This window comes from Brevundimonas sp. (assembly GCF_965227765.1).
GTDB lineage: Bacteria > Pseudomonadota > Alphaproteobacteria > Caulobacterales > Caulobacteraceae > Brevundimonas.
This window is the reverse complement of sequence record NZ_OZ245778.1, coordinates 523,437-546,051: the sequence shown is the minus strand read 5'-3', so window position 1 is coordinate 546,051 and position 22,615 is coordinate 523,437. Positions and strand designations below refer to the sequence as shown.

Below are 22,615 nucleotides of genomic sequence, written 5' to 3'. Positions count from 1 at the left end.
GGCGGGCTTGCGCGCGCCGTCACCGGTTCAAGAGGGCGCCGACCCAAGGCGTCAGAACGAGCGCCAGCTGACGCCGGGATCGCGTTCGCCCGGCTCGGCCTGCTGCTGACCCCAGGCCACCACCATCAGCAGCTTGTGGCTGCGGATCCGGTATTCGCCGATCATCGGGCTGATGGCGCCGATGGGGGCGCCGGTCTGGGCGTCGTAGACGAAGCCCGAGAACTCGGCGACGCCGACCCGGTCTCGGCGGCTGTAGACCGACAGCTCCGGGAAGGAGACGACGTTGAAACTGTCGTTCACGGGTACGGCGATGGCGGGCATTCCGACCACGCGGCGCATCTGTTCCAGCGAAAAGGCGCCGGCGCGCAGTTCCAGAACGGCGTCCGCGTCCTCGCGCCGGGCCGCAAGGGCATAGCCGCCCTGGGACACCGCCTGGCGGATGACGCTGATGGCGTAGTTCGGGTTGTCGGCGTTGAAATAGGTTCCGTCGATGAAGACCTTCTTCCCGGCGGCAAGCGGCAGTTTCAGACCCTCGACGGCGCGATCCGCCGCGCGCGACATCAGCAACTGCTCCGTGGCGGTGCGACCCGTATAGCTTTCGTTGGTCGAGGCGCAGGCCGCCAGCAGCATCAGGCCGGCCGCACTGACCAGGGACAGGCCGCGCATCACCATTCCCCGGTGTTCGGCATAGAGGCCCAGGGCTCGGCGGGCGCCAGGCGCTCGCCCTCCTGCAACAGCTCGATGGAGATGCCGTCCGGCGAACGCACGAAGGCCATGTGGCCGTCGCGGGGCGGGCGGTTGATGACCACGCCGCCGTCGGCCAGCCGTTGACAGGCCGCGTAGATGTCCTCGACCTTGAAGGCCAGGTGGCCGAAGTTGCGGCCGCCGGAATAGACCTCCGGGTCCCAGTTGTAGGTCAGCTCGACCTCGGGCGAACGCTCGACTTGCGCACGCGTCTTGTCCGCCGGGGCGGCGAGATAGATCAGGGTGAAACGACCCTTCTCGCTCTCCATGCGATGCGTCTCCTCCAGGCCCAGATGATCGCACCAGAAGCGCAGGGAGGCGTCCAGATCCGAGACCCGGACCATGGTGTGAAGATACCTCATGTTAGCGTTCCCTCATTGTCATCCTCGCCGTTCTAGCCGATTTCCGCTCTTTCTAAAGGTCCGGTCTTGGGTCTATTCCATGCCGTGTTCGAGGAACCCCGTTGCACGGGTCCGAGATCGCCGGTCAGGGGGGTCGGCGGACAGCGACGCCCGGACACGCGCGCGTCAGGACATCAAGACATATGGGATCGCTTACTCGGGCCAATGCGGCGCGCAACGCCAAGGGCGCCGCCGCCAAACCGACCACGCTCAAGCAACAGCAACTGGGCGATATCGGCCTGGGCGAACGCCTGCGCTACGGCTTCGACAAGTCGATGGCCGCCGGGCCCATCGCCCTGGTCGGCTGGCTGAGCCTGGTGACCCTGGTGGTCATCCTGTTCGCCGCCATCATCCTTGCCCTGACCCACTGGGGATCGGACGAGGGCTGGAGCTTCATCGAGGCCGTCTGGCAGTCGCTGATGCGGACCATGGACGCGGGCACCGTGGCGGGCGACGCCGGCTGGGCCTTCCGGGGCCTGAACCTGTTCGTGACCCTGATGGGCATCCTGGTCTTCTCCGCCCTGATCTCGATCATCTCCGCGGGGCTGGATTCGGCACTGGAAGCGCTGCGCAAGGGCCGCTCGCGCGTGCTGGAGGTCGATCACACGGTGATCCTGAACTGGTCGCCGTCGATCTTCGACATCATCTCCGAACTGGTCGTGGCCAACGAGAGCCGCAAGAAGCCGCGCATCGTCATCATGGCCAATCGCGACAAGGTCGAGATGGAAGACGAGATCGCCGACAAGGTGGGCGATCTGAAGAACACCCAGGTCATCTGCCGCTCGGGCGACCCGACCGATCTGTTCGATCTGAGTCTGGTCAACGCCCAGACCTGCCGCTCCATCATCGTCGTCTCGCCCGAAGGATCCAACGACCCCGACAGCGAGGTCATCAAGACGGTCCTGGCCCTGACCAATGATCCCAAGCGCCGCGACGAACGCTATCGGATCGCGGCTGAACTGCGCGACGCCAAGAACGCCGAGGTCGCCCGCATCGTCGGCGGAGACGAGGTCCAGCTGGTGCTGGCCGACGACCTGATCTCGCGCATCGTGGTCCAGTCCAGCCGACAGGCCGGGGTCAGCGCCGTCTATTCCGAACTGCTCGATTTCGACGGTTGCGAGATCTACACCACCGAGCTGGAGGACCTGGTCGGGGTCACCTATGGCGAGGCCCTGATGGGCTATGAGGACTCGGCCCTGATCGGCTTGCGTTATGGCGACGGCCGGGTGCGGATGAACCCGCCGATGGACTCGGTCATCCCCATGGGCGCCCGCGCCATCATCATCGCCGAAGACGACGCCGCCATCCGCCGCACCCCCCTGCCCGACGACGCCATCGACCTGGCCGCCATCAGAAAGCCCAAGGCGGTCAAACGCGCGGCCGAACGCATACTGATCATCGGCTGGAACCGCCGCGGGCCGATGATCGCCTATGAGCTGTCACGCTATGTGAAGCCCGGCTCGGTTTTGACGGTCGCGGGCGACATCCCCGGGTTCTCCGACGAGATCATGGCCATGACGCTGGGCTCGAAGAACATGAAGGTCCAGGCCAAGGTCATCGACACCAGCCACGCCGCCTCGCTGGAGGCGCTGGAGCCGCTGGGCTACGACTCGATCATGGTGCTGGGCTATTCCGACCACATGGAGCCCCAGTCGGCCGACACCCGCACGCTGATCACCCTGCTGCACCTGAGGAAACTGTCCGAGCGGCTGGGCGAGCATATCAGCGTCGTCTCCGAGATGATCGACATCCGGAACCGCGAGCTGGCCGAGGTCACCCGCGCCGACGACTTCGTGGTGTCCAACAAGCTGGTCAGCCTGATGCTGGCCCAGGCGTCCGAGAACGAATACCTGTCGTCCATCTTCGACGACCTGCTGGATGAGGAAGGCTCGGAAATCTACATGCGCCCGATCGGCGACTATGTGGACCTGGCCCTGCCGCAGAACTTCTACACCATCGCCGAAGCCGCTCGTCAGCGCGGCGAGACCGCCATCGGCTATCGCCGCAAGCGCGAGGGTGAGGGCGCCAAGGACGATGATGGGCGCAACATGGGCGGGGTCGTGGTCAACCCGCCCAAGAGCGAGGCGCTGGAGTACCTGCCCGAAGACAGAGTGATCGTACTGGCGGAGGACTGATCATACAGCTTATCCCCGAAGGCAGGGATGAGCGGATGGGTCAGTGCGCTTCGGGCGGCCGGGCAGCGGGGTCGAGATATTCGCTCTCGCTGTGGCCGTGGGCCGACAGGACGAAGCGCCGGTCGCAGTAGCCGCACTCGATGAAGTCGTCTTCGCCCATGTCCATATAGACCAGGGGGTGGCCCAGGACGCCGCCGCCGTCGCAGGCGACGCGCTTGGTCGAGACAACGATCTCTTCGGGCGGCGGAACGGCGACATCAGCGTGGCGGGGAGGCATTTTCGGTATCCGACCTTGGCGTGGGGAGGTTCGGCGCATACCTAGGCGTGGCGCGCCCCTATCGTCAAACCCACGCCCCTCCTAAAGCGCACAGCGAAAGCCCGCATGACCGAGACCGAAACCCTGCCCGTCAACGCCATCGAGGTGCGTGGGCTGGAGAAGACCTACGCCGGCACCAAGAAGGCGCCGCCCAAGACCGCCCTGCGCGGGGTCGATCTGGTCATTCCGCGCGGCTCGATGTTCGGCCTGCTGGGGCCCAACGGCGCGGGCAAGTCGACCCTGATCAACATCCTGGCGGGGGTGGTCAACAAGACCGGCGGGACCGCCGCCATCTGGGGCCGAGACATCGACGAGCGCCCGCGCGACGCGCGCGCCGCCCTGGGCGTGGTGCCGCAGGAGATCGTCGCCGACGTCTTCTTCACCCCGCGCGAAGCGCTGGAGGTGCAGGCCGGCTTCTATGGCGTGCCGGCCAAGGAGCGCCGCTCCGACGAACTGCTGGCCGCGCTGGGCCTGTCGGACAAGGCCCACGCCTATGTCCGCGCCCTGTCCGGCGGGATGAAGCGCCGCCTGATGGTGGCCAAGGCCCTGGTGCACAATCCGCCCATCCTGATCCTGGACGAGCCCACCGCCGGGGTGGATGTCGAACTGCGTCGCCAGCTGTGGGAATATGTCCGCCGCATCAACGCCGAGGGCGTGACCATCCTCTTGACCACCCACTATCTGGAGGAGGCGCAGGAGCTCTGCGACACCATCGCCATCATGAACCGGGGTCAGGTCGTGGCCTGCGAACCGACGCCGCAACTGCTGCGCCGACTGGATACGAGGAACGTCGTGGTGACGCCCGAGAACGAACTGTCCAGCGTGCCGGTCGTGGCCGGCTTCGACGTCATGGCCCGGGCCAACGGCGCCTTCGCCATCAGCTACAAGAAGGGCCAGTCGTCGGTCGAACAGGTGCTGGCCGCCGTCCGCGCCGCGGGCGTGACCATCGCCGACATCACCACCGAGGACCCGGATCTGGAAGACGTCTTCCTGGCCCTGACCTATGGCGACGCCAACGCGGTCAGTCCGACGAAGGACTGAGCCTGGATCGGCCCCTAGATCGGCATGGCGCCGCGCTTGACCACCGTCCGCATGGCGACGCTGGAAGACACCCGCGTCACGCCGGGCAACCGGGTCAGTTCGCGCGAGTGGATGCGCTCTAGGTCGTCCACGTCGCGCACCACCAGCCGCAGCAGATAGTCGGACCCGCCCGTCATCAGATAGCATTCCACCACCTCGGGCACGCTGGACACCGCAGCCTCGAAGGCGGTCAGGGAGACCTCGGCCTGGGACGACAGGGTGACGGTGACGAAGACGCTGATCGGAAAACCCACCGCCCGCTCGTTGATGATGGCGGCGTAGCGGCTGATGACGCCGGCCGCCTCAAGCGTGCGCAGGCGGCGCAGGCAGGCGCTTTCAGACAGGTTCACCGCCTTGGACAGGTCCGAGTTGGTCATCCGTCCGTCGAGTTGCAGGGCGCGCAACATCTTTCTGTCGGTGGCGTCGAGGACGGCGGCGGATACGGTCTGCATTCAGGCATTCTCACAACAGCTTCTGCAAGTTTACGGCGTTAATGCACGAAAATGAACAGGAACCTGCGTCGCCGCCGTCATTAAAACCGCAGCCAAGCCGCCGTTCGCTCGTTCACTCGGCGTGGGGCCGTCAGATCGAAATCGGAGACATCAGATGCGCGTCGGCGTTCCAAGGGAAATCAAGAAGAACGAACACCGGGTCGGCCTGACCCCCACGGCGGCGCGCGAATACGTCGCCCACGGCCATGCAGTCTCGGTCGAGACGGGCGCGGGCCTCGGCGCAGGCTTCACCGACGACGACTATATCCGGGCGGGCGCGACCATAGTCGCCGACGCGGCCACGGTCTTTGCCGGCAACGACATGATCGTGAAGGTCAAGGAGCCCCAGAAGGCCGAGTGGGAGATGCTGCGCGAGGACCAGATCCTCTACACCTACCTGCACCTGGCCCCCGATCCCGAACAGACCAAGGGCCTGCTGGCGTCGAAATGCGCGGCCATCGCCTATGAGACCGTGACTGACGCGCGCGGCGGCCTGCCGCTCCTGGCGCCCATGTCCGAGGTGGCGGGGCGGATCGCGGTCTTCTCGGCCGCCGAGACCCTGTTGAAGCACAATGGCGGCATGGGGCTGCTGTTCTGCGGCGTGCCGGGCGTGGCGCCGGCCAGGGTGCTGGTGCTGGGCGGCGGCGTCGTCGGCCTGAACGCCGCGCGCATGGCCATGGGCCTGGGCGCCGAGGTCGTGGTGCTGGAACGGTCGATCCCGCGCATGGCCTATATCGACGAGGTCACCAATGGCCGGGTCATCACCCGCTATTCCTCGATCGGCGCGGTGGACGAGGAGGTGGTCAAGGCCGACGTGGTGATCGGCGCGGTCCTGGTGCCCGGCGCCGAGGCCCCCAAGCTGATCAAGAAAGCCCATCTCAAGCAGATGAAGCCCGGCTCGGTCCTGATCGACGTGGCCATCGACCAGGGCGGCTGTTTCGAGACCAGCCACGCCACCACCCACGAGGACCCGACCTATGTCATCGACGGGGTGGTCCACTACTGCGTCGCCAACATGCCGGGCGCCGCGCCCCGCACGTCGTCGGAAGCCCTGAACAACGCCACGCTTCCGTTCGGTCTGGCCCTGGCCGATCACGGCCTGGCGGCGCTGAAGAAGGACCCGCACCTGGCGCGGGGCCTCAACGTGCTGAAGGGCGAGATCACCTATCCGGCGGTCGCCGAGGCCCTGGGCCTGTCGTGGAGTGACCCGTTCGGCGTCTGGGCCAAGGGCTGAGGCCCAATCAGGCGCTGATCGAGACCGGGGCCGACGACGTAGGCTCCGGCGCGCCGGTCGGGGCCATGTCGAGGGTGCGTTCCAGTTCGGCCTGTTCCTTGTCGGCGGCCTTCCAGTCGTCGTCGCTCGGCGGGTTCGGAGAAGACAGGGCGGCGGCCTTGATGTCCTGACGCGCCTTTCGAAGGTCTGCCACGGCCTGTTTCACCTGCCGGAAGAAGCCCTCGTCCGCCATGGCCTCGCCTTCGACAGCCTCCAGCCGCCGGGCCGAGGCGTCACGGGTCTCGGCGGTGTCCACCGCCATCCCATAGGCCTGTTGCGCGCGCTTGATCTCGGCGTTGACGGGCGCGGACACCTCGCCTTCCGCCGCGTCCGGTTGGGCAGGTACGGCGTCGGAGGCGGTCGAGGCCGCGTCGCGGGCCTCGGTCGCGTCCCTACGGATCATGGCCATCTCGCCCTGGGAGACATTGCGCCCACCGGCGGCGACATAGGCCTTCACCGCCGCCTTCAGTTCCTTGGCAAGGTCGCCGGCCAGTTTCAGGGCGCCCTTTGGGTCGATCTTGGTGATCAGCTTCAGCGCCTTCATCCGCTCGCGGATCGCCTCCAGCTTGCGGCTGGCCATGGCCTTTTCCTGGGCCTGGAGCGACTGGCGCGTCTCGGCGGCGGTCGGCAGGACGAGCTTGGGCTTGGCTGCGGCCTCGCGCAGGGTCCGCAGGGCCGTCATGGCAGCCGAGGGCGGTGTCGCGCCGACAGAGGCGGCCGATGTCTGCAACGAGATCATTCTGACCTCTCCTTCGTGTTCGAAAGCGATCCTGAGGGATCATGCTTTCGATGGGCTTAAGCCCCCGAAAGCGCCGCCGGACGCTAGACCTGCAGAGAGACGCCGATCCCGCCCATCGGAGCAGACAGGTCGGCCAGGGCGGCGTCGACATCCGCCATCGCCTTGTCGGCCGTCTGTTCGTCCGAGGAGACCGTCGTGTTTCCCTCGCGTTTGGCCGCCTCGGCCGCCTGGCGCAGGATGGCCTTCAGTTCGGCGGCGAGAGCCTTGGCCTCCGTGGCGAATTTTCGGTCGGCCTCCTTGTCGGCGCTCTCGCGGGCGCGCTCTGCGGCCTGGGCCTGCTGGCGCTCGATCACCTGCCGATAGGGGTCCTTTGGGGTCTGAACGTCGCCGGGAGGCGTCTCGTCATCGCCCTCGGTGGAGGAAAGCGACTGCGGCGACTCGCCGTCGGGCGGGGTCATCGCAGCGCCCTCGGCGCCCGCTCCGGCGGTCTCGCTTCCCGATGCGACGACCGGGGACGCCGCCCCCACGCCGGCGCCGCTCGACGTCCCTCCGCCCGATGTCCCTCCAGCCGCAGCATAGGCCTTCACCGCAGACCCCAGCTCGCGCGCCAGCTGGGCCGCCATCCGGGCGGTGGCCTCGGGATCGCCGCCGCTCATGCGCAGGGCGCGGATGCGGGCCTTGAGGTCCTCGATCTTCTTCTGGGCCGCCGCCTTGCGCTCCTCGGCGGCGTCGGTCTGGGGGCGTTTCAGGGTTTCGAGCGCTGTCAGGGCGCTCTTGATCCGCGCCTCGTGGCGCGCCCGCGTGGCGTCCGAGGGACTGCCGGCCGTCGGCGTCGCCATCGTCGAAAGGCCCGAAATCGGGGCGGAAATCATCGTCTGGCCTCGGTCATTGCGCGCCCGAGGCTTGGCCGCTTCGCTTGATGAGAGGTAAACGACGTCGGCTGCGCCTGTAAATCGCCGCTCTCTTCGACTATAGGCCCGCGATGAAGTTTCTCGACCAGGCCAAAATCTACATCCGTTCCGGCAATGGCGGGGGCGGCTCCGTCTCGTTCCGGCGAGAGAAGTTCATCCCCAACGGCGGGCCGGACGGCGGCGACGGCGGCAATGGCGGCAACGTCTGGATCGAGGCGGTCGAGGGGCTGAACACCCTGATCGACTATCGCTATCGCCAGCATTTCAAGGCCGACACCGGCCACCACGGCCAGGGCCGCCAGATGCATGGCGCCAAGGGCGAGGACGTGGTGCTGAAGGTTCCGGTCGGCACCCAGGTGCTGGGCGAGGACAAGGAAACGGTCGTGCTGGACATGACCGAGGTCGGCCAGCTGGAATGCCTGCTGCGCGGCGGCAACGGCGGCTGGGGCAATGTCCGCTTCAAGGGTCCGCAGAACCAGGCCCCCCGCCACGCCAATCCAGGCCAGGAAGGCCAGGAAATGTGGATCTGGCTGCGGCTGAAGCTGATCGCCGACATCGGCCTGGCCGGCATGCCCAATGCGGGCAAGTCGACCTTCCTGGCGGCGGCCAGCGCCGCGCGGCCCAAGATCGCCGACTATCCCTTCACCACCCTGGCCCCCAACCTGGGGATGGTGGACCTGAGCCCGTCCGAGCGGTTCGTCATCGCCGACATCCCCGGCCTGATCGAGGGCGCCAGCGAAGGCGCAGGCCTCGGCACGCGGTTCCTGGGCCATGTCGAGCGTTCGGCCAGCCTGATCCACCTGATCGACGGCACGCAGGAGGATGTGGTCGAGGCCTATCGCATCATCCGCGGCGAGCTGGACGCCTATGGCGAAGGCCTTGCCGACAAGGCCGAGATCCTGGCCCTGAACAAGATCGACGCCCTGTCGCCCGAACAGCGCGAGGAAAAGGCCGCCGAACTGGAAGCCGCCTCGGGCAAGCGCCCGATGCTGGTCTCGGGCGTCTCGGGCGAGGGTGTGCCCGAACTGCTGCGCGCCGCCTGGGCCGAGGTGCGCAAGACCCGTGGCGAGATTGACGAAGAAGGCGACGAGGTCGTGGTCTTCGCCGAGGGCTGGCAGCCCTGATCCAGCGCGCGTGAAGCTTTGGGGTGTGGGTTAAGGGGGGTATATCGGACCTAGGTCCTGCGTTCTTCACCGGCAGCATAGCGGGGCATGTCTGCTATCGCCGCATTGAAGGCGTCGCGGATTTCCGTCTGGCTAAAACCACCGTCCCAAAGCTCGGTCATGAGATGGTTGATCGCTCGCGGCAGGAGCGGCAGGTCGGGCCAGGGATTGATCATATGAAGGGACCGCAGTTCCTGCCCGATCCGCCAGACAGCGTCTGACGCCTCTGCCTGCCATGCATCGTTTGGGTCGCCGGGATCGAGGTCCGTCATTCTGCGAGTGTAGACCGCAATCCAACGCCCGCAACCCAGGGTCCGCAGCGGGTTCCATCGCCAGCGCCACCGGAGACGCCTAAGGGTCCTGGCTGGTTTGCAGCTCGAGAAATTCGGCCTGACGGCGCCAGTCCCGTGATCGTTTCTCGAAGGATTCTCGATCGCCTTTGAAGGGCGACAGCCTGGCCATTCGGCTGAGAATTTCCATCTGATCATAGCAGTATCTGATTTTATCAGACACGCCGTGAGGGATCGTGTTCAAGCTTTTAGACCTGACCAATGCCAGTCGAAAAAACACATGCCTCGTTTAAAGGCGTTCAAAATATCGCTCAGATAAAATACCTGATGATCGAAATCAGAAGGTTCTAGGTCGGACATTTATGTTTCGCGTCCAATAACGCCGTTCGAATACATAAGTATGATTGCCGACACATGGTTCCTCTGCAGCTCATTTAAAACCGTCTGGCTCTCAACTTGAGATGATCATAGCGGACGAGCGCCAGAACGAGAGCGAGCCGACGATGCGGACGGATGAAGCCGACATCATGCCATTGCCTAGAACCCGGCACCAACCTCTGTCCGCTGTTCTGCGGAAAACGCCATCGTGCGGAACGATTGCCGCCCGTCCGTCGCTCCCTGCTTGAAAGGAGCTTGTGATGACCGACAAACAGACCGAAGGCCGCACGGAGAACGGGGCCCATTCTGCGGGCAAGCCGGACGGCTCGACCTCCGAAGCCGCCGTGAAGCGCACGGGCGAACAGGAGCGGCGCAGCGCAGGCCCTGACGGTCCCGACGCCACGGAGATCGGCGACACGTTCAAACAGACTGGCAAACAGACTGGCAAACAGACGGGTGGCCACAAAGCCGGCGGCTGATCGAAACGCGACAAGGCGCCCGGCCCGTGTTAGCGCACCGCTGAGCATAAGCCTGTCGCGAGCGACCCCGCCCTTGTCCTTCTTCCACGCCGGTCCCGCGCCCAACCCGCCCGGCCCCCGACAGGGCGCGCTGAGGGATGGGCTGAACCTGGTCTCGGGGATGCGGGTCGGCCTGTTCGGCGGCTCGTTCAACCCGGCGCACGACGGCCATGTCCATGTGGCCGAAACGGCGATGAGCCGGCTGGACCTGGACCGCGTCGTCTGGCTGGTCTCGCCCCAGAACCCGCTGAAAAACACTTCCCAGACCGCGCCCCTGGCCGAGCGCATGGCTTCGGCGCGCAGCGTGGCGGCCGGACCGAGCATGATCGTCTCTGACGTCGAGACGCGCATCGGCACGGCCTGGACCGTCGATACCCTGCGCGTGCTGAAGGCGCGCCATCCCGGGGTGCGCTTTGTCTGGCTGATGGGGTCCGACAATCTGGAGACCTTCCACCGCTGGCGCGGCTGGACCGACATCATGCGGATGATGCCGGTGGCGGTCATCGCCCGGCCGGGATCCATGCTGGAAAGCCGCTCTGCGCCCGCCGCGCGTCGCTTCGCCGGAGCCCGCGTGTCGTCGAACGAGGCGCGCATGCTGCCGATGATGCAGGCCCCGGCCTGGACCTATCTGACCGCGCCGCTGAACCTGACCTCCTCGACAGCCCTGCGCGCCGCTGCGGCACGAAAGCCTCGCTGAAGGGCCGCCTCGGACGGTCGCGGGTGACCGCGCGGCCGATCTGTGCTAGAGACCCTTTTTAGATCGACCCTGGAGCTCTCCGCTGACCCCCTCGCCCGCGTACGACACGCAAGACGAAGCCGTTTCGAATACGGCCCACGAAATGGACGGGTTCGCTCCCATCCACTCAGAAGACGGGGACAGCTCCACCGGGTTTGACGGCCCGCGCGCGGCCCTGCCCGCCGGTTCGACTTCGCTCGAAAACGCCATCCTGGCCAAGCTGGACGACGACAAGGCCCAGGACATCGTCCTGATCGACCTGAAGGGCAAGTCGCCCATGGCCGATACCATGATCGTCGCCTCGGGCCGTTCGCATCGCCACGTCGGCGCCCTGGCCGACCACCTGCTGCGCACCCTCAAGGAGAACGGCGAGGGCAAGGCCAAGGTCGAGGGCCTGCCGCACTGCGACTGGGTTCTGATCGACGCCGGCGACGTAATCATCCACCTGTTCCGGCCCGAAGTGCGGATGTTCTACAACATCGAGAAGATCTGGGCCGTCGACAGCGCCCACCGCACGCCGACCTCGGTCTGATTTCGTCCGATCCGCTCATCCCGGCGAAAGCCGGGACCCAGCGCTTTGGGCGATCCGGCTAGACCGTGTCGCTCCGACATTGATCCCACGCAGCCTGCCTTGCGAAAGAACTGGGTCCCGGCTTTCGCCGGGATGAGCGGAGGTAGGATTGAAACTTTCCATCATCGCCATCGGCAAGCCCGGACGCGGGCCTGAGGCGGCGCTGGCGGCCGACTACGCCGCCCGCGCCACCGCCGCCGGGCGGGCCCTGGGGCTTGGCCCATTGGACCTGATCGACCTGGAGCCGCGCAAATCCGGCAAGGCGCCGGAGGCCGAACTGCTGCTGGCGGCGGCCGAGGGCGCGCACCTGATCGCCTGCGACGAGCGCGGCAAGACGTACCCCAGCCGGGCCTTCGCCGACCATGTCGCGACCCTGAGGGACCGAGGCGAGCGGCGGCTGGTCTTCGTCATCGGCGGGGCGGACGGGCTCGACACGTCCGTGCTGGACGCCGCGTCGTCCACCCTGGCCTTCGGACCCCAGACCTGGCCTCATGCCCTGGCCCGCGCCATGCTGGCCGAACAGCTGTATCGGGCCGTGACCATCCTGTCGGGTTCGCCCTATCATCGCGACTGATGAACCGCCTGATTCCCATCTCCCTGCTGGCCCTGCTGGCCGCCGTTCCGGCGGTCGCGGCCCTGTCCCAGGCCCGGAGCGACCAGAACCGAGATGAACTGAAAAGCCTGCAGGCCGAGTACCGTGACGAGACCATCCGCGCCCGTCGGCTGCGCGCCGACGCCGCCGACGCCACGGCCGAGATCGCCAACCTGAACCGCCAGCTGGCCGACCTGCGCCGCGCCCAGGGCGCCGACGACAGCCGCATGGCCTCTCAGCGCGCACGGCTGAACCAGCTAAGCCGACGCGAGGCCGTCTTGGTCACCGCCCTGTCCAAGGAACGGGCGCGGCAGGGGCGGCTGCTGTCGGCCTTGCAGATGATGAGCCGCAGTCCGCCGCCCCCGCTGCTTATCCCCGCTGGAAAGGCGGTCGATACGGTGCGCGCCGCCATCCTGATGCGGGCCATGGCGCCCGAGCTGGAGCGCCGCGCGCGGCTGTTGGTCGCCGACCAGGGCGAGGTCGCCCGCATCCGCCGCCTGGCGGTCCTGTCCAGCGAACAACTGCTGACGACCGAGAGCGCCCAGGACGAACGCCGCAACGAGATAGAGACCCTGAGCACCCGCAAGATCGCCCTGAACGCCGTCCTGCGCGCCGACGCCCAGCGCAGCGAACAGGCGGCGCGCGTGCTGGAAGCCCGCATCCGCAGCCTGGGCGGCGAACTGACCGCACCCGGCGACGACCGCACCGCAGGCGATGACAGAGCCGTCAGCTCCAGCCGCCTACCGGGCGGACGCCAGCACCTGGCATCGCCCGTGCCTGGCCCGCCCGACGTCGATTATTCCGGCTCGGGCGGCCTGCGCTGGAAGGCGTCAGGCGGCGCTGTGGTGGCCCCGGCGGGCGCGACGGTGGACTATGCCGGGCCGCTGAGCGGATGGGGCGAGGTGGTGATCCTGAACCTCGGCCCCGGCTGGCGCGCCGTTATCGCCGGCCTGGACAGCGTCTCGGTCGAGGCCGGGGGCCGGGTCGACGAGGGCGAGGCCCTGGGCCGATCGGGCGCAGAGGGCGAAGTCTATTTCGAACTGCGCCGCGACGAGCGCGCCGTCGATCCCACGCCCTGGCTGGAATAGCAGGGGCTGAACAGCAGGGGCTCACCTGATGGCGAGGGTCGGCGCGATCAGCCGCCTCAGCTCATCTGCTGCTTGGCCTTGTTGAAATACTGCACGCCGGTCCAGACGGTGGCGATGGCGGCGGCCCAGATCAGGGTGTCGGCCAGGATCTGGAACTCGTCCAGATATTCGAAGTCCCAGCCGAAGCCGTCCCAGTTGCGCGCCAGAAGCTGGGCGCCGAGCGCCACCATCTGCAGCGTGGTCTTCCATTTCGCCAGGGTGGTGACGTCCAGCTTGACCGAGCCCGCCGTGGTCTCGCGCAGGGCCGAGACCGCGAACTCGCGGAACAGGATCAGGCCGCAGGGGATGGCGATCTGGGGCACCGAGCCGCTGGTCAGCACGCCCAGGATGGCCCCCGTGACCAGGATCTTGTCGGCGATGGGGTCCAGGATGGCGCCCCAGCGCGTCGTCGCATTCCAGCGCCGCGCCAGATAGCCGTCGACCCAGTCGGTCGAAGCCGCGACGACGAAGATCCAGAAGGCGGTGCGATACAGGGCGAACTGATCGTCCGGGCTCAGATAGGCCGATAGGAAGCCGAACCCGCCCGTCGCCCCGGCCAGGATCAGGAACATCACCACCCCGGCGAACAGGCGGATGCCCGTCAGGATGTTGGGGATGGGATTGACGTGAGGATGGGAGGTCATGAGGCGTCCGCTCGGCTGGTTGATCAGTTTGCCACGCTTTGCCTTCGGAGGCGAACGCCGCGACGACGCAGATCAACCCTAGATCAGCTCAGGGGTTCAAACCTCGGCCCGTCGCCCAGCGCGCGCAGGACGCCGTCGGCGATGCCGAAATGCAGGCCCGTCAGCACCAGCTGCCCCGCCTCTTCCCGCTCGGCGATCCAGGGGAAGGTGCGCAGGTTGCGGATCGACAGGCGAACGATGGCCTCTTCGGCGGCGCCTTCGACTTCTTCCGGCGGGACGGTTTCGGCGACGTGACGAACCACCGGCTCGCCCTGCCCGACCCAGGGGGCCACGAAGTCGCGGCAGCTGTCGGGCGAGCCGTTCAGCATGGCGCTGACACCGCCGCAACCGGCATGGCCCATGACCACGATGCGCGAGACGTTCAGGACCTTGACCCCGAACTCCAGCGCCGCCGAGACGCCGTGCAGGCGACCGTCCGGCTCATAGGGCGGGACCAGGTTTGCGACGTTGCGGACGACGAACAGCTGGCCCGGCGCCGCGTCGAAGATCAGGGCCGGGTCTGCGCGGCTGTCGGAACAGGCGACGATCAGGGTGTGCGGCTTCTGGCCCTTCTCGGCCAGGGCCTCGTACTCGGCGCGAGCCTCGGGCCAGCGCTCGGCGCGGAAACGGTGATAGCCAGCGGTCAGTTCATCATCAGGGCGCATGGCGGCCTTCTAACCCCGGTTCAGGCCTTGTGGAAGAAGCCGTGTATGCGTTCGGCCAGGGGCTGGTTGATGCCCTCGACCTTGACCAGATCCGCGACCGACGCCCGCCCCACCCCCTTGGCCGAGCCGAAGGCGTGCAGCAGGGCCTTCTTCCTGCCCGGCCCGACGCCCTCGATCTCGTCCAGCGGGTTCTTCTTGATGTCCATCGAACGGCGCGTGCGGTGGGCGCCATTGGCGAAGCGGTGGGCCTCGTCGCGCAGCCGCTGGACGTAATAGAGGGCCGGCGATTTCAGCGGCAGCATGAAGGGCGGCTTGCCCGGCACGAAGAACCGCTCCAGCCCCGCGTCCCGGTCCGGCCCCTTGGCCACGCCGACGGCCGTGATGTCGTCCAGACCCAGGTCGGCCAGCACCGCCAGCACCTCGGCCAGTTGCCCGGCGCCCCCGTCGATCAGCAGCAGGTCGGGGCGGACAACGTCCTGTTCGCCCGCCTCCTCGTCCTTGACCAGACGGGCGAAGCGACGACGCATCACCTCGCGCATCATGCCGTAGTCATCGCCCGGCGTGATATCCTGATCGCGGATGTTGAACTTGCGGTACTGGGATTTCTGGAACCCTTCCGGCCCGGCCACGATCATGCCGCCGACCGCATTGGTCCCCTGGATATGGGCGTTGTCATAGACCTCGATCCGCTCGGGCCGCCCCTCCAGACCAAAGGCCTCGCAGACCTCGTCCAGGATCTTCCCTTGCGCCGAACCCTCGGCCATCTTGCGGCCCAGGGCCTCGCGGGCGTTGGTCAGGGCGTGATCGACCAGGCTGAGCTTGTCGCCGCGCATCGGTTTGGCGATCTCGACCTTGCGCCCCCCTTTTTCATTGGCGGATTTCAGGCTGAAGGCCTCTTCCAGCAGTTCCAGTTCGTGCGGCCGGACGTTGGACAGGATCAGGCGCGGGATCGGCTTGTCCTCGTAGAACTGGCCCAGGAAGGCGGCCAGGATCTCTGGGTCCGTGTCGGCCTTGTCCACGCGCGGGAAATAGGCCCGTCCGCCCCAGTTCTGGCCCCCGCGATAGAAGAAGACCTGGACGCAGGCCTGCCCGCCTTCGCTGAACAGGGCGAAGACATCGGCCTCGGCGACGCTGTCGGCGTTGACCGAGTTCTCCATCGAGATGGCCGAAAGCGCCCGGATGCGGTCGCGGACGCGGGCGGCCTGTTCGAAGTCCATGGCCTCGGACGCCGCCGTCATCTCGGCCGACAGACGCCCGATCACCGCGCGCGACTTGCCTTTCAAGAACTGCGACGCCTCGTCGACCAGTTCGCCATAGTCCTCGAGACTGATCAGACCGGTGCAGGGCGCCGAGCAGCGCTTGATCTGGTGCAGCATGCAGGGTCGGGTGCGGGTCTCGTAAACACTGTCCGAGCACGACCTGAGCAGGAACGCCTTCTGCAAGGTGTTCAGCGTCCGGTTCACCGCCCAGGTCGAGGCGAAGGGACCGAAATAGTCGCCGGGCGTGGTGTGCGAGCCGCGATGCTTCCTGACCTGGGGCGCGCGATGATCCTTGCGGATCATCAGTTCGGCGAAGGATTTGTCGTCCCGCAAGACCACGTTGAAGCGGGGCTTGAGCTGCTTGATATAGCTGGATTCCAGCAGCAGGGCCTCGGTCTCGGACGCCGTGACCACCAGCTGCATCGACCGGGTCAGGGACACCATCAAGCCGATGCGCTGGGTGTGGAACCGCCCCTGGGCATACTGCAGGATGCGCTTCTTGATCGACTTGGCCTTGCCCACATAGAGGCAGGCGCCGTCCTCGCCATACATCCGATAGACGCCGGGCTTGTCGGGCGCGCGGCGGGCCTCGTCGCGGATCAGGTCGGCGGCCTTGAGAGCGCTGTCGCCGGCTCCCGAATCAGATGTGAGCGTCTCCTCGGTCATCACCACCGATATAGGCTCAGAACCGGCGCACCAGAAGGACGCCGAGGAAGACCAGGGTCACGCCGGCCAGCCGACCCATGCTCATCGGATGTTTCGGCACGCCAAAGGCGCCCAGATGGTCGATGGCCAGACCCGACAGCAGCTGACCCGCCACCATCAGGGTGATGACCAGGGCCGCGCCCAGCCGGGGCACACCCCAGGCCGCCGCGACCACGAACATGCAGCCATACAGCCCGCCCATCCACGCCCAGGCGGGCAGGGCCTTGACCGAGGCCATGTCGGGCCGGGTGTTGAGCACCGCCGCCAGTAGGCCCAGGGCGGTCGCTCCGACGGCGAACGAGATGAAGGCCGCATTGACCGGCGAGCCGACGCCCGCCGCCAGCCGGGCGTTGGTCGGCGCCTGCATGGCCGTAGCGCCGCCCGCCAGGATCAGCAGCAGCATGGGAAGCCAGGAGAAGTTCATCGGTCTCTGCTACCAGTCGTCGCTGATGGGTGCTGCGCCGAAGATTTCCGCCAGCCGCGCCTGTGTCCCGCGATTGACGTCCTCGGGCAGGGCGGAAGGATGGAACCAGGCGATCTCGGCGATCTCGCCGTGGCTGGTGCGCTCGCCGATCTCATAGGCGTCGATGGCGTAGACCAGGACATGGTCGCCGGGAAAGAAGCGCTCGTTGGAATGGATCGAGATCAGCCGGGGCCGAACGGTGGCGTTCAGTCCCGTCTCCTCGCGCATCTCGCGGACCACGGCGGCCTGGGTGGTCTCGCCCTTGTCGACGCCACCGCCGGGCAACCACCAGCCCTTCAGATAGGTGTGGCGCACCAGCAGCACCCGCCCCTGCGCATCCGTCGCCACGCCGCGCACGCCCAGGGTCATGCCTCTCCGCCACCGCGAGAAGGCGAAGAAAAATGGCCGGGTGAAGGGTTCGACACGCGCCCGCCAGGGCGTTGGCGTCGACCGGGCGGGGTCGATGGTCATCGCGGGACGATAGGCCACGCGGGTTCAGCTTGAACAGGAGGGGCCGTCGCTTTATTGCAGCGCCAACACTCAAGGAGCGTCTCCCATGCTGGCTCTCGGCATCATCCTCGGCTTCGTCGCCCTGCTCGGCCTGATCAACTACCTCGAGTTCGGTTCGGTTGACTGAATCCGGCCTGCCGCGATCCGGTCCCCGCGTCGCCCTCGTCACCGGCGGCGGCAAGCGGATCGGTCGCGCCATCGCGCTGGAACTGGCCCGAGCCGGCTTCGACGTCGCCGTCCACTACCGCTCTTCGCCTGACGCGGCCCAGGCCGTCGCCGATGAAATTCGCGCCCTGGGCCGTCGCGCCGCGACGGTGCAGGCCGACCTGGCCGTCGAGGAGCAGGTTCAGGGCCTGATCCCCGCCGCCGTCGCCGCGCTCGGCCGCCTGTCGGTTCTGATCAACAACGCCTCCACCTTCGAGGAGGACCATGTCGGCGCCCTGTCGCGCCAGACCTGGGACGCCCACCTCGAGACCAATCTGCGCGCGCCCATCGTCCTGGCCGAGGCCTTCGCCGCCCAGGCGCCGGATGGATCGGCGATCGTCAACCTGCTGGACCAGCGGGTGCTGAAACCCGATCCGCGCTTCTTCTCCTACGCCTTGTCCCGGAACGCCCTGTGGTGGGCGACGCGGACCCTGGCCCAGGCCCTGGCGCCGCGCATCCGGGTCAATGGCGTCGGCCCCGGCCCGACCCTGGCCTCGACCCACCAAACCCCAGAACAGTTCGCCGCCGAGGCCGCCGCCACGCCCCTGGCCAAGGCCGGCAGTCCCGAGGCCGTCGCCGCCGCCGTGCGCTGGCTGGTCGAGGCTGACCTGGTGACCGGCCAGATGATCTGCGTCGACGCCGGCCAGCACCTGGCCTGGCTGACCCCCGACATCATCGCTACCGAAGACGAGACCTGAGGCCATGACCGTCCAACCCGTCGCCGCCTTTCCCGACCAGGCCGCCCCGCGTCGCGAGCAGCTGACCGTCTTCGTGCGGGGCCTGCGCGTCGAGGCCGGGATCGGCGTCTATGATCACGAGCAGAACCGGCTTCAGACCCTGGTCATCGACGTGACCCTGGACCTGGGGCCGCACCCGGTCGAGCGGCTGGCCGACACGATCAACTACGAGACCATCGCCGAACATTGCCGCGCCATCGTCGCCGAGGGTCATGTCGGCCTGGTCGAGACCTTCGCCGAACGCCTGGCGCTGGACAGTCTTCAGGATCCGCGCGTGCGCCGGGTCGTGGTGCGGATCGAAAAGCCGGGCGCTCTGGACCAGGCCGACGCCCCCGGCTGCGAGGTCACCTACAGCCGCTGAACGGCGCAGAGGCGGCCGGCGCTGGCCGACCGCCCCCTGCTCGCCGCTATTGCGCCGAACGCACTTCCAGCGGCAGGCCGAGCGCCTCCAGCTGCGGCTTCACCACCGAGGCGTCGCCGACGACCACCCAGACGAACTGGTCGGGATGGATGACCTGGCGGGCCGCTTCGTCCATCTGGGCGGCGGTCAGGGCGCGGGTGCGGCTGGCCAGGGTCGCCTGATAGTCGTCGGGACGGCCATACAGGGCGTTGGAGCGCAGCGCGCCCAGGATCTGGGCCGAGGTCTCGAACCCGCCGGCCAGCGACCGGGTGTTGCCGTTGATCGTGCGCTCAAGTTCCTGCGGGGTGACGCCGTCGGCGTCCAGGAAGCGGTCGTATTGTCCGATCAGGGCCGCGACGGATTCGCCGGTTCGGTTGGCCTGGACCGGCGCGTTGACGATATAGGGCACGCGATGTTCCAGCGGGTTCACATTGCCCCGCACGCCATAGGACCAGCCCTTGGTCTCGCGCAGGTCAGAGTTGATCCGCGACAGGAAGTCCGAGCCCAGGGTGACGTTGGCGGCGTTGAGCGCCAGCAGGTCGTCGGTGCCCGACAGGGGCAGGACAGCCCCGCCATAGATCAGCGACTGGGGCGACTGCGGACGGTCGATCAGGACGATGCGGTTGGCCGGAGCCGGAACCGTCTCGCCGAAGACCTTGGTTCCCTTGGCCACGGAAGGGGCCCGCCAGTCGCCGAACGCGGCTTCCAGTTGCGGGGTGACCTGAGACAGCGGCAAATCCGAGACGACGAAGATGGTCGCATTGTCCGGCCGCACCCAGGCGTCGTGTTCCTGCACCAGATCGGCGCGGGTCAGGGCGGTCACGGTGGCGGCGTCGCCCGTACCGGTGAAGGACCGGCCATAGGGGCTTTCGGGGCCGTACAGCAGCGGCGGCAGGGCGCGCGCGGCGATGGCGCCCGGCTGGGTCGCCTCGCTGGACAGGGCGGCCAGGCGCTGGGCCCGCAGGCGCTCGACCTCGGACGGGGCGAAGGCCGGGTTGCGCAGGACGTCGGACAACAGGGTCAGCGAGGGCGCCAGGTTGGCGGTCACCGCCGTCAGGGTACCCGAGCTGCGGTCCATCGAGGCGCCGACCTGGATGGCGGCGCCCAGCCGCTCCTGTTCCTCGGCCAGTTGGTTGGCGTCGCGCGTCGTCGTGCCGTCGTCCAGCAGGTCCAGCATCAGGCTGTGAGCGCCCAGGCGATCGGCCCGGTCGGCGGCGTAACCGGCGTCGAACTCGACCGCCACGCGGGTCACCGGCACGGTGTCGACGTGGGCGTAGACGACCTTCATGCCATTGGACAGTTCAACGCGTTCGACGGCGGGGAAGTCCAGATCCGGGACCTGGCCGATCTCCGGCATGGGCGGACGGGCCACGCGCTGGATCTCGGCGGCCGGGACCGGGGTCGCGCCCGACGGGGCGGCGGCGGCCTCCTCATAGTCTTCGCGTTCACCCGGCGCGATGGTCATGTCGAACACCGGACGCGTCAGCCAGCGCTGCATGGCCGCGGTGACCTGGGCTGGAGTGACGCTGGCGTACTCGGCCAGCTCCTTTTTGTAGTGGTCGGGATCGCCGGCATAGAGCTGGCCCTGCGCCAGGGCGTTGGCCTTGCCGTTGACCTGTTCCAGGCTTTGGATCCGTTGCGAGACATATTGGGTGGCGACGCGGGCGACCTCTTCCGGGGTCGGCCCCTTGGCGATGTAGTCGGCGATGATGGCGTCCAGGCGGGCGCCGACCTCAGCGGCGTCCTCGCCCGGTTTCACGTCGACCGCGATGTCGAAGATGCCGATGCGGTGGAAGTCGGACAGGGACGAGGTCACCGACACCGCCGTCTGCTCGCCACGCACCAGCTGGTTGTCGAGGCGTGAGGAGGCCAGCCCGCCGAGCACTTGGGCCGCGACCGACAGAGGCACGGAATCCTCGCTCAACATGCCGGGAACGGCCCAGCTGCGGGTCAGGCGGGTGGTGGCCACGCGGTCGGTCATGGTGGCGACGATCGGGGCGGCCAGGGTCGGCACATCGGCCTGGGCCGGGGTGTTCACCGGGCCGCGCGGAATGGCGCCGAAGTAGCGCTGGGTCAGGGTGCGGGCTGTCGCCTCGTCGATATCACCCGACAGGACGACGACGGCGTTGTTCGGGCCGTATTTGTCCCGGAACCAGTTGCGCACGGTCTCCAGGCTGGCGGAGTCCAGATCGGCCATCGAGCCGATGGTCGAGTGGCGATACGGATGGCCTTCGGGGAAGAGGGCCTCAAGCTGGGCGTATTCGAACAGGCCATAGGGCTCGTTGTCGCCCTGGCGCTTCTCGTTCTGGACGACGCCGCGCTGCAGATCGAGCACGGGCTGGCCGATCTCGCCCAGCAGATAACCCATGCGGTCGCTTTCCAGGAACATGGCCTGTTCCAGGGCCGGCGTCGGCACGGTCTGGAAATAGTTGGTGCGGTCGAACCAGGTGGTGCCGTTCAGATTGCTGGGCCCCAGATTGCGCATCCGACCCAGATAGGAACCCGGCGCATTCTCCGAGCCGCCGAACATCAGGTGTTCGAACAGGTGGGCGAAGCCGGTCGACCCCTTGGGTTCATCCTTGGAGCCGACATTGTACCAGACCGACAGGGCCACCACCGGCGCCTTGCGATCCTCGTGCACGATCACGGTCAGGCCGTTGTCGAGGGTGAACCGCTTCCACGGAATATCCACCTCGGACACCAGTTCGGCGACCGGCGCAGCCTGGAGCGCGGCGGCCTGGGCGGCGGTCAAGGCGGCCGGAGAGGTCGCTGCGGCCGGCGCGACCGAGGTCTGCGCCATGACGGGCGCGGCGGGGGCGATCACGGCGAGAAGGGCGGCGAGCGAGACGGATCGAAGGCGCATGAGAGGACAGTCCTGTTCCTGAGGCGAGCGGACATTACCCGACGCCGCCCGTCTGGCAATCGGGCGTTGAGCCCGCGCCCCTGCAAGCAGCCGGGGCCATTCGACACAGGCGGGGCGGCAAATCCGCCGTTGCTCGCCGCCTACCTCACACCGGAATGGCCGTCGTGTATTTCACCTGGCTGAGCGCAAAATGGGAGGCGGAGGTCGCCACATTGGGGTGGTTGAGCAGGTCGCGCATCAAGAACCGCTCGTAGTCCGCGACACCCTCGACCACGATCCGCATCAGATAATCCCACTCGCCTGACATCGAGTAGCATTCGAGGATTTCGGGCCGACCGGCGACGAAGGACTCGAAGTCCTGGGCGGCGGCGCCCGTGTGGCTCTTCATCCGCACCTGAAGCATGACGCTGACCCCGCGTCCGACGCTGTCGGGGGCCACGAGCCGGACCGAGGCGCCCAGCACGCCCGCCTCCTCCAGCGCGCGAATCCGTCGCCAGCACGAAGTCGGCGACACCCCAATCCGCTCCGCCAGGGCGGCGTGGCTCAGACTGGCGTCGGACTGGACGATCCTCAGCAGGCGGCGATCGGTCTCGTCTAGATGGGCCATATGTATCGAAATCCGGCGAGATCTGGATGATCCGCCCATTTGAAAGCCTTATTA

Annotated in this window: 25 protein-coding genes; 11 read left to right on the top strand and 14 right to left on the bottom strand. The window is 67.5% G+C overall.

Annotated elements, in window-relative coordinates; genetic code table 11:
• Positions 1 to 51: 51 nt before the first annotated feature.
• Together ACO05L_RS02695 and ACO05L_RS02690 are read right to left on the bottom strand one after the other, a co-directional pair.
• Positions 52 to 666: a DUF6655 family protein gene (locus ACO05L_RS02695; RefSeq protein WP_421730637.1), complete on the bottom strand. Its 615-nt coding sequence runs from the start codon at positions 664 to 666 to the stop codon at positions 52 to 54.
• Positions 666 to 1,106, bottom strand: coding sequence for a VOC family protein (locus ACO05L_RS02690; protein ID WP_421730636.1), 441 nt, complete (start codon positions 1,104 to 1,106; stop codon positions 666 to 668). The genes ACO05L_RS02695 and ACO05L_RS02690 overlap by 1 nt, the downstream gene beginning before the upstream one ends.
• Before the next feature lie 182 nt (positions 1,107 to 1,288).
• Between ACO05L_RS02690 and ACO05L_RS02685 the strand changes: the two genes are divergently transcribed.
• Positions 1,289 to 3,280 (top strand): CASTOR/POLLUX-related putative ion channel, encoded by a 1,992-nt coding sequence (locus ACO05L_RS02685; RefSeq protein ID WP_421730635.1) that lies wholly within the window; start codon positions 1,289 to 1,291, stop codon positions 3,278 to 3,280.
• Between the two features lie 40 nt (positions 3,281 to 3,320).
• Here ACO05L_RS02685 and ACO05L_RS02680 read toward each other — a convergent pair whose 3' ends face one another.
• Complete coding sequence (locus ACO05L_RS02680) at positions 3,321 to 3,557, bottom strand: zinc-finger domain-containing protein (RefSeq protein WP_421730634.1); 237 nt, start codon at positions 3,555 to 3,557, stop codon at positions 3,321 to 3,323.
• Between the two features lie 105 nt (positions 3,558 to 3,662).
• On the opposite strand from ACO05L_RS02680, the gene ACO05L_RS02675 reads away from it, so the two are divergent.
• Positions 3,663 to 4,637 (top strand): ABC transporter ATP-binding protein, encoded by a 975-nt coding sequence (locus tag ACO05L_RS02675; protein WP_421730633.1) that lies wholly within the window; start codon positions 3,663 to 3,665, stop codon positions 4,635 to 4,637.
• A gap of 14 nt (positions 4,638 to 4,651) precedes the next feature.
• Here the strand turns inward: ACO05L_RS02675 and ACO05L_RS02670 are convergent, their stop codons facing one another.
• Positions 4,652 to 5,128, bottom strand: a complete 477-nt coding sequence (locus ACO05L_RS02670; protein ID WP_421730632.1) for an Lrp/AsnC family transcriptional regulator — start codon at positions 5,126 to 5,128, stop codon at positions 4,652 to 4,654.
• Positions 5,129 to 5,282: 154 nt separating this feature from the next.
• Between ACO05L_RS02670 and ald the strand changes: the two genes are divergently transcribed.
• Positions 5,283 to 6,401 (top strand): alanine dehydrogenase, encoded by a 1,119-nt coding sequence (gene ald / locus ACO05L_RS02665; protein WP_421730631.1) that lies wholly within the window; start codon positions 5,283 to 5,285, stop codon positions 6,399 to 6,401.
• A gap of 7 nt (positions 6,402 to 6,408) precedes the next feature.
• Here the strand turns inward: ald and ACO05L_RS02660 are convergent, their stop codons facing one another.
• Both ACO05L_RS02660 and ACO05L_RS02655 read right to left on the bottom strand, forming a co-directional pair.
• Complete coding sequence (locus ACO05L_RS02660; protein ID WP_421730630.1) at positions 6,409 to 7,179, bottom strand: hypothetical protein; 771 nt, start codon at positions 7,177 to 7,179, stop codon at positions 6,409 to 6,411.
• 83 nt (positions 7,180 to 7,262) lie between these two features.
• A complete protein-coding gene (locus ACO05L_RS02655) occupies positions 7,263 to 8,051 on the bottom strand; it encodes a hypothetical protein (protein WP_421730629.1) in 789 nt (262 codons plus the stop codon).
• A gap of 110 nt (positions 8,052 to 8,161) precedes the next feature.
• On the opposite strand from ACO05L_RS02655, the gene obgE reads away from it, so the two are divergent.
• Positions 8,162 to 9,214 carry a GTPase ObgE gene (gene obgE, locus ACO05L_RS02650; protein ID WP_421730628.1) on the top strand — a complete coding sequence of 351 codons (1,053 nt, stop codon included), beginning with the start codon at positions 8,162 to 8,164 and terminating at the stop codon, positions 9,212 to 9,214.
• Between the two features lie 50 nt (positions 9,215 to 9,264).
• Here obgE and ACO05L_RS02645 read toward each other — a convergent pair whose 3' ends face one another.
• Positions 9,265 to 9,525, bottom strand: coding sequence for a hypothetical protein (locus tag ACO05L_RS02645; protein ID WP_421730627.1), 261 nt, complete (start codon positions 9,523 to 9,525; stop codon positions 9,265 to 9,267).
• 656 nt (positions 9,526 to 10,181) lie between these two features.
• On the opposite strand from ACO05L_RS02645, the gene ACO05L_RS02640 reads away from it, so the two are divergent.
• From ACO05L_RS02640 to ACO05L_RS02620, 5 genes are all read left to right on the top strand, one after another.
• Positions 10,182 to 10,400, top strand: coding sequence for a hypothetical protein (locus ACO05L_RS02640; RefSeq protein WP_421730626.1), 219 nt, complete (start codon positions 10,182 to 10,184; stop codon positions 10,398 to 10,400).
• 160 nt (positions 10,401 to 10,560) lie between these two features.
• Positions 10,561 to 11,136, top strand: coding sequence for a nicotinate-nucleotide adenylyltransferase (locus tag ACO05L_RS02635; RefSeq protein WP_421731727.1), 576 nt, complete (start codon positions 10,561 to 10,563; stop codon positions 11,134 to 11,136).
• A gap of 142 nt (positions 11,137 to 11,278) precedes the next feature.
• Positions 11,279 to 11,707, top strand: coding sequence for a ribosome silencing factor (gene rsfS, locus ACO05L_RS02630; RefSeq protein ID WP_421730625.1), 429 nt, complete (start codon positions 11,279 to 11,281; stop codon positions 11,705 to 11,707).
• A gap of 148 nt (positions 11,708 to 11,855) precedes the next feature.
• Positions 11,856 to 12,320, top strand: coding sequence for a 23S rRNA (pseudouridine(1915)-N(3))-methyltransferase RlmH (gene rlmH / locus ACO05L_RS02625; protein ID WP_421730624.1), 465 nt, complete (start codon positions 11,856 to 11,858; stop codon positions 12,318 to 12,320).
• Entirely contained in the window at positions 12,320 to 13,426 is a 1,107-nt protein-coding gene (locus tag ACO05L_RS02620) for a murein hydrolase activator EnvC family protein (protein WP_421730623.1), read from the top strand. Before rlmH ends, ACO05L_RS02620 begins: the two co-directional genes overlap by 1 nt.
• Positions 13,427 to 13,482: 56 nt before the next feature.
• Here the strand turns inward: ACO05L_RS02620 and pgsA are convergent, their stop codons facing one another.
• The 5 genes from pgsA to ACO05L_RS02595 all read right to left on the bottom strand — a co-directional run bounded on the left by pgsA (position 13,483) and on the right by ACO05L_RS02595 (position 17,711).
• Entirely contained in the window at positions 13,483 to 14,109 is a 627-nt protein-coding gene (gene pgsA / locus ACO05L_RS02615) for a CDP-diacylglycerol--glycerol-3-phosphate 3-phosphatidyltransferase (RefSeq protein ID WP_421730622.1), read from the bottom strand.
• An 83-nt stretch (positions 14,110 to 14,192) separates the two neighbouring features.
• Complete coding sequence (locus tag ACO05L_RS02610) at positions 14,193 to 14,813, bottom strand: carbonic anhydrase (protein ID WP_421730621.1); 621 nt, start codon at positions 14,811 to 14,813, stop codon at positions 14,193 to 14,195.
• A gap of 20 nt (positions 14,814 to 14,833) precedes the next feature.
• Complete coding sequence (gene uvrC, locus ACO05L_RS02605) at positions 14,834 to 16,738, bottom strand: excinuclease ABC subunit UvrC (RefSeq protein ID WP_421730620.1); 1,905 nt, start codon at positions 16,736 to 16,738, stop codon at positions 14,834 to 14,836.
• 16 nt (positions 16,739 to 16,754) lie between these two features.
• Positions 16,755 to 17,201, bottom strand: a complete 447-nt coding sequence (locus tag ACO05L_RS02600) for a DMT family transporter (protein WP_421730619.1) — start codon at positions 17,199 to 17,201, stop codon at positions 16,755 to 16,757.
• Positions 17,202 to 17,210: 9 nt separating this feature from the next.
• The gene (locus ACO05L_RS02595) at positions 17,211 to 17,711 is read right to left on the bottom strand and encodes an NUDIX domain-containing protein (RefSeq protein ID WP_421731726.1); all 501 of its coding nucleotides are present in this window, start codon (positions 17,709 to 17,711) and stop codon (positions 17,211 to 17,213) included.
• A 158-nt stretch (positions 17,712 to 17,869) separates the two neighbouring features.
• On the opposite strand from ACO05L_RS02595, the gene ACO05L_RS02590 reads away from it, so the two are divergent.
• Together ACO05L_RS02590 and folB are read left to right on the top strand one after the other, a co-directional pair.
• Positions 17,870 to 18,652 carry an SDR family oxidoreductase gene (locus ACO05L_RS02590; protein ID WP_421730618.1) on the top strand — a complete coding sequence of 261 codons (783 nt, stop codon included), beginning with the start codon at positions 17,870 to 17,872 and terminating at the stop codon, positions 18,650 to 18,652.
• Positions 18,653 to 18,656: 4 nt separating this feature from the next.
• Positions 18,657 to 19,052 (top strand): dihydroneopterin aldolase, encoded by a 396-nt coding sequence (gene folB / locus ACO05L_RS02585; RefSeq protein ID WP_421730617.1) that lies wholly within the window; start codon positions 18,657 to 18,659, stop codon positions 19,050 to 19,052.
• A gap of 46 nt (positions 19,053 to 19,098) precedes the next feature.
• Here the strand turns inward: folB and ACO05L_RS02580 are convergent, their stop codons facing one another.
• Positions 19,099 to 21,954: a M16 family metallopeptidase gene (locus ACO05L_RS02580; protein WP_421730616.1), complete on the bottom strand. Its 2,856-nt coding sequence runs from the start codon at positions 21,952 to 21,954 to the stop codon at positions 19,099 to 19,101.
• A gap of 145 nt (positions 21,955 to 22,099) precedes the next feature.
• The gene (locus ACO05L_RS02575; RefSeq protein ID WP_421730615.1) at positions 22,100 to 22,561 is read right to left on the bottom strand and encodes an Lrp/AsnC family transcriptional regulator; all 462 of its coding nucleotides are present in this window, start codon (positions 22,559 to 22,561) and stop codon (positions 22,100 to 22,102) included.
• Positions 22,562 to 22,615 lie beyond the last annotated feature (54 nt).

What these genes read in the sequence shown, in the direction of transcription:
- ACO05L_RS02695 (WP_421730637.1), bottom strand. Translation starts at nt 666, where the DNA reads ATGCGCGGCCTGTCCCTGGTCAGTGCGGCCGGCCTGATGCTGCTGGCG.
- ACO05L_RS02690 (WP_421730636.1), bottom strand. Translation starts at nt 1,106, where the DNA reads ATGAGGTATCTTCACACCATGGTCCGGGTCTCGGATCTGGACGCCTCC.
- ACO05L_RS02685 (WP_421730635.1), top strand. Translation starts at nt 1,289, where the DNA reads ATGGGATCGCTTACTCGGGCCAATGCGGCGCGCAACGCCAAGGGCGCC.
- ACO05L_RS02680 (WP_421730634.1), bottom strand. Translation starts at nt 3,557, where the DNA reads ATGCCTCCCCGCCACGCTGATGTCGCCGTTCCGCCGCCCGAAGAGATC.
- ACO05L_RS02675 (WP_421730633.1), top strand. Translation starts at nt 3,663, where the DNA reads ATGACCGAGACCGAAACCCTGCCCGTCAACGCCATCGAGGTGCGTGGG.
- ACO05L_RS02670 (WP_421730632.1), bottom strand. Translation starts at nt 5,128, where the DNA reads ATGCAGACCGTATCCGCCGCCGTCCTCGACGCCACCGACAGAAAGATG.
- ald (WP_421730631.1), top strand. Translation starts at nt 5,283, where the DNA reads ATGCGCGTCGGCGTTCCAAGGGAAATCAAGAAGAACGAACACCGGGTC.
- ACO05L_RS02660 (WP_421730630.1), bottom strand. Translation starts at nt 7,179, where the DNA reads ATGATCTCGTTGCAGACATCGGCCGCCTCTGTCGGCGCGACACCGCCC.
- ACO05L_RS02655 (WP_421730629.1), bottom strand. Translation starts at nt 8,051, where the DNA reads ATGATTTCCGCCCCGATTTCGGGCCTTTCGACGATGGCGACGCCGACG.
- obgE (WP_421730628.1), top strand. Translation starts at nt 8,162, where the DNA reads ATGAAGTTTCTCGACCAGGCCAAAATCTACATCCGTTCCGGCAATGGC.
- ACO05L_RS02645 (WP_421730627.1), bottom strand. Translation starts at nt 9,525, where the DNA reads ATGACGGACCTCGATCCCGGCGACCCAAACGATGCATGGCAGGCAGAG.
- ACO05L_RS02640 (WP_421730626.1), top strand. Translation starts at nt 10,182, where the DNA reads ATGACCGACAAACAGACCGAAGGCCGCACGGAGAACGGGGCCCATTCT.
- ACO05L_RS02635 (WP_421731727.1), top strand. Translation starts at nt 10,561, where the DNA reads ATGCGGGTCGGCCTGTTCGGCGGCTCGTTCAACCCGGCGCACGACGGC.
- rsfS (WP_421730625.1), top strand. Translation starts at nt 11,279, where the DNA reads ATGGACGGGTTCGCTCCCATCCACTCAGAAGACGGGGACAGCTCCACC.
- ACO05L_RS02620 (WP_421730623.1), top strand. Translation starts at nt 12,320, where the DNA reads ATGAACCGCCTGATTCCCATCTCCCTGCTGGCCCTGCTGGCCGCCGTT.
- pgsA (WP_421730622.1), bottom strand. Translation starts at nt 14,109, where the DNA reads ATGACCTCCCATCCTCACGTCAATCCCATCCCCAACATCCTGACGGGC.
- ACO05L_RS02610 (WP_421730621.1), bottom strand. Translation starts at nt 14,813, where the DNA reads ATGCGCCCTGATGATGAACTGACCGCTGGCTATCACCGTTTCCGCGCC.
- uvrC (WP_421730620.1), bottom strand. Translation starts at nt 16,738, where the DNA reads ATGACCGAGGAGACGCTCACATCTGATTCGGGAGCCGGCGACAGCGCT.
- ACO05L_RS02600 (WP_421730619.1), bottom strand. Translation starts at nt 17,201, where the DNA reads ATGAACTTCTCCTGGCTTCCCATGCTGCTGCTGATCCTGGCGGGCGGC.
- ACO05L_RS02595 (WP_421731726.1), bottom strand. Translation starts at nt 17,711, where the DNA reads ATGACCATCGACCCCGCCCGGTCGACGCCAACGCCCTGGCGGGCGCGT.
- folB (WP_421730617.1), top strand. Translation starts at nt 18,657, where the DNA reads ATGACCGTCCAACCCGTCGCCGCCTTTCCCGACCAGGCCGCCCCGCGT.
- ACO05L_RS02580 (WP_421730616.1), bottom strand. Translation starts at nt 21,954, where the DNA reads ATGCGCCTTCGATCCGTCTCGCTCGCCGCCCTTCTCGCCGTGATCGCC.
- ACO05L_RS02575 (WP_421730615.1), bottom strand. Translation starts at nt 22,561, where the DNA reads ATGGCCCATCTAGACGAGACCGATCGCCGCCTGCTGAGGATCGTCCAG.